This is a genomic window from Mixta sp., assembly GCF_024610815.1.
Lineage (GTDB): Bacteria > Pseudomonadota > Gammaproteobacteria > Enterobacterales > Enterobacteriaceae > Mixta > Mixta calida.
The window spans coordinates 1-3,305 of record NZ_JANION010000017.1; the positions used below are offsets into that span (position 1 = coordinate 1).

The 3,305-nt window shown below is 52.2% G+C and carries 5 protein-coding genes and 1 rRNA gene; 4 read left to right on the top strand and 2 right to left on the bottom strand.

Going from position 1 to position 3,305, the window contains the following annotated elements:
- The first annotated feature begins 1 nt into the window (after position 1).
- Positions 2–117 (top strand): 5S ribosomal RNA (gene rrf / locus MYY08_RS00890).
- Between the two features lie 104 nt (positions 118–221).
- Here the strand turns inward: rrf and mobB are convergent.
- Positions 222–740 (bottom strand): molybdopterin-guanine dinucleotide biosynthesis protein MobB, encoded by a 519-nt coding sequence (gene mobB, locus MYY08_RS00895; protein WP_084969882.1) that lies wholly within the window; start codon positions 738–740, stop codon positions 222–224.
- The gene (gene mobA, locus MYY08_RS00900) at positions 740–1,348 is read right to left on the bottom strand and encodes a molybdenum cofactor guanylyltransferase MobA (RefSeq protein WP_288012560.1); all 609 of its coding nucleotides are present in this window, start codon (positions 1,346–1,348) and stop codon (positions 740–742) included. The genes mobB and mobA overlap by 1 nt, the downstream gene beginning before the upstream one ends.
- A gap of 52 nt (positions 1,349–1,400) precedes the next feature.
- On the opposite strand from mobA, the gene MYY08_RS00905 reads away from it, so the two are divergent.
- From MYY08_RS00905 to dsbA, 3 genes are all read left to right on the top strand, one after another.
- On the top strand, positions 1,401–1,670 hold the full coding sequence (locus MYY08_RS00905) for a YihD family protein (RefSeq protein ID WP_038629220.1): 270 nt from the start codon (positions 1,401–1,403) through the stop codon (positions 1,668–1,670).
- Between the two features lie 74 nt (positions 1,671–1,744).
- The gene (locus tag MYY08_RS00910; RefSeq protein ID WP_288012562.1) at positions 1,745–2,731 is read left to right on the top strand and encodes a serine/threonine protein kinase; all 987 of its coding nucleotides are present in this window, start codon (positions 1,745–1,747) and stop codon (positions 2,729–2,731) included.
- A gap of 25 nt (positions 2,732–2,756) precedes the next feature.
- On the top strand, positions 2,757–3,305 hold a 549-nt coding region (gene dsbA, locus MYY08_RS00915), incomplete at its 3' end, for a thiol:disulfide interchange protein DsbA (protein ID WP_288012564.1).

Consider the following 3,305-nt stretch of genomic DNA (forward strand, 5'->3'; position numbering starts at 1 on the left):
GCCTGGCGGCAAGAGCGCGGTGGTCCCACCTGACCCCATGCCGAACTCAGAAGTGAAACGCCGCAGCGCCGATGGTAGTGTGGGGCCTCCCCATGCGAGAGTAGGGAACTGCCAGGCATCAAACAAACGACAGAGCCTCAGCGTAAGCTGAGGCTTTTTCGTCTCTGCGTTTTATGAAAAAGACGCCTGAAATAGTGTAAAAGGCGTCCTGCAATATAATATCAAATAGCCTCTCCCTTAACGGAAGCCAGCCATACTTTTATAAAAGCGGCTATCTGCGGTGGATCGTTCAGATCCAGCAAGGGGACGGGCGTATTAAGCGGAGAGTCGCTGGCTATAGCGATCACTCTCTCATCTATCAGCGTCTCCCATTCTGCATCGTCACGATCGCGCCATAATAAAATACGCGGTATGGGCTCATCTTTAAAACCTTCCACCAGGATGATATCCAGCGTACTCTCATCCATACGGCTGACCAGAAAAGTGAAATCTGTCGTTGCGTTGTCAGGCGTCTCCGTCATTAACGCCCAACGCTGCTGACTGGCTACCAATACCTGATCGGCGCCCGCTTTACGCAGCTCATAGCTGTCCTTGCCTGGCGTATCGATATCCATATTATGATGCGTATGCTTAATCAGGCCTGGACGGATTCCCTGCTGCTTTAGCAAAGGTATCAGCTGTTTAAGCAGCGTTGTTTTCCCGGTTCCGCTCCAGGCGGCAATCGCCAGTATCGGCAGCATCAAACCTTCTCCTCATAACGCTGTAACTCGTCGGGCGTATTAATATTTACAAAAGCACGTTCATCCTCATCGAACTGTACCGCATGTCCGCCAACGCTTTGCAGAAAATACATTACTCGCCGCTCACCGCTGTTCAGGTAAATAGTAAGCTCAGGCAAAATATTTCGGCTAACCAACGCCAGCGCGGGATGATCGCGTTCGCAGGAACGCACCCATACGGCTGGCGCCTGTTGCTTTTGCTGCCAGAGACGCGTCACATAATCTTCAGGAATAAAGGGCGTGTCGCAGGCGGAAAAGGCGAACCATGGACTATCGACCTGTTGGAGTGCGCTCAACATACCGGCCAGCGGACCGGGAAAATCGGGCAGGGTATCGGTAATGACGCGTAGTTGGTCCTGGGGATAACGATCCAGATGGCGATTGGCGCTGATGCTAATGTCATGAACCTGCGGCGCCAGCCGCTGCCAGACATGCTGCCAAAGCGGTTTGCCCTGTAACATCAGCTGCGCTTTATCCTGTCCGCCCATGCGACTGCTGCGTCCGCCAGCCAGAATTACACCAGATACTGCTTCCCGCGGATAAACCACCTTTAAGACCTCTCTTTTCATGGGGGAATAACCCTGCTAACGTAGCGTTTAGTCAATCATCCCGGACAACATTATGAAATACCATCGACTGAATGAACTACTGGAACTGTTGCTACCTGCCTGGCAAAACGAGCCGGATCTCAACCTGTTGCAATTTTTGCAAAAACTGGCGAAAGAGTCAGGTTTTGACGGCCCGCTCCACACCTTAACCGACGATATCCTGATCTATCACCTGAAAATGCGCGGCGCGGATAAAACGGAAGCCATTCCTGGCCTCAAAAAAGATTATGAAGAAGATTTCAAAACGGCGCTGCTGCGCGCGCGCGGCATAATTAAAGATTAATCACGTCGGTCTTCTGTCGTGCTAACCGATCGGTGTTATTCTTACCCGATTCTGACACTGAGCAGAGATGCACGATGGATACCACTGCCTTTAATTTTCAAACCCTTAATCCTGACACCATTATTGATGCGCTTTGGGACACCGGCCTGCGCGTCGATTCCGGCCTGACGGCGCTCAACAGCTACGAAAATCGCGTCTATCAGTTCTCGGATGAGGAAAGGCGTCGTTACGTAGTGAAATTCTATCGTCCCCAGCGCTGGAGCCGTGAACAGATCGAAGAAGAACATCAGTTTGCCCTTGAGCTGCAGCAGAATGAGGTGCCGCTGGCGCCGCCGCTCATGCTTAACGGTAAAACGCTGCATCAGCACGATGGTTTTTGGTTTGCGATATTTCCCAGTCTTGGCGGTCGCCAGTATGAAACTGATAACGACGATCAGCTGGAAGGGGTCGGACGTTTTATCGCCCGGATACATCAGTGTGGCGAGCGGCAGCTTTTTGTCGCGCGTCCTGCTATCGGGCTGGAAGAATATATCAACGAGCCTGCGCAGATCCTGCGCCAGTGCAGCCTGGTGCCCTCTTCGTTAAGAGAAACATTAAACGACGTAATTGGTCAGCTAAGCAAAACTTTACAAGAATGCTGGCATACTCGCTGGGCGCCATTACGTCTTCATGGCGACTGCCATCCCGGTAATATACTGTGGCGCGATGGGCCGTTGTTTGTCGATCTGGATGACGCGCGCACCGGACCAGCCGTTCAGGATCTCTGGATGCTGGTGAATGGCGATCGTCAGCAGCAGCGCATCCAGTGGGATATCCTGCTGGAGGCATACAGCGAATTCAGGGACTTTGATATTAATGAATTGTCACTGATTGAGCCTTTACGCGCTATGCGCATGGTTTATTATCTGGCGTGGATAGTTCGCCGCTGGCAAGATCCTGCGTTTCCGCGCAGCTTTCCGTGGATGACGGAAGAGGATTTCTGGCGCAGACAAATAGCGTCTTTCGCAGAGCAAAATACTGTGTTACAGCAGCCGCCGTTGCGGTTAATGCCTGAATACTGATGTTTGATTAAGGAGAAAATCTCAAATGAAAAAATTATGGATTGCGCTGGTTGGCCTTGTTCTGGCGTTCAGCGCCTCAGCGGCGCAGTTTACCGATGGTCAGCAGTATGTCACGCTGGATAAGCCGGTCGCAGGCGAGCCTCAAGTAATGGAGTTTTTCTCCTTCTTCTGTCCGCACTGCTACCAGTTTGAGCGCGTTTATCATGTTGGCGATGCCGTAAAGAAAACGCTCCCGGAAGGCGTCAAAGTCACGAAGTATCACGTTGATTTCCTTGGCGGCGAACTTGGCCCGATCGTTACTCATGCCTGGGCGGTTGCGCTGGCGCTGGGCGTGGAAGATCAGGTGACTGGCCCGCTTTTTGACGGGATCCAGAAAACCCAGACCATCACCGATCCGGCCAGTCTGAAAGACGCTTTTATCAAAGCGGCCAATATTAAGCCTGAAGATTATGACGCTGCATGGAACAGCTTCGCCGTCAAAGCGCTGGTCGCTCAGCAGCAAAAAGCGGCGGCAGATGTTGATCTGCGTGGCGTGCCGGCGATGTTCGTCAATGGTAAATACATGGTGAATAAC

Bases quoted from the DNA above. Each gene is read 5' to 3' on its own strand.
- mobB (WP_084969882.1), bottom strand. From the start codon at position 740: ATGCTGCCGATACTGGCGATTGCCGCCTGGAGCGGAACCGGGAAAACA.
- mobA (WP_288012560.1), bottom strand. From the start codon at position 1,348: ATGAAAAGAGAGGTCTTAAAGGTGGTTTATCCGCGGGAAGCAGTATCT.
- MYY08_RS00905 (WP_038629220.1), top strand. From the start codon at position 1,401: ATGAAATACCATCGACTGAATGAACTACTGGAACTGTTGCTACCTGCC.
- MYY08_RS00910 (WP_288012562.1), top strand. From the start codon at position 1,745: ATGGATACCACTGCCTTTAATTTTCAAACCCTTAATCCTGACACCATT.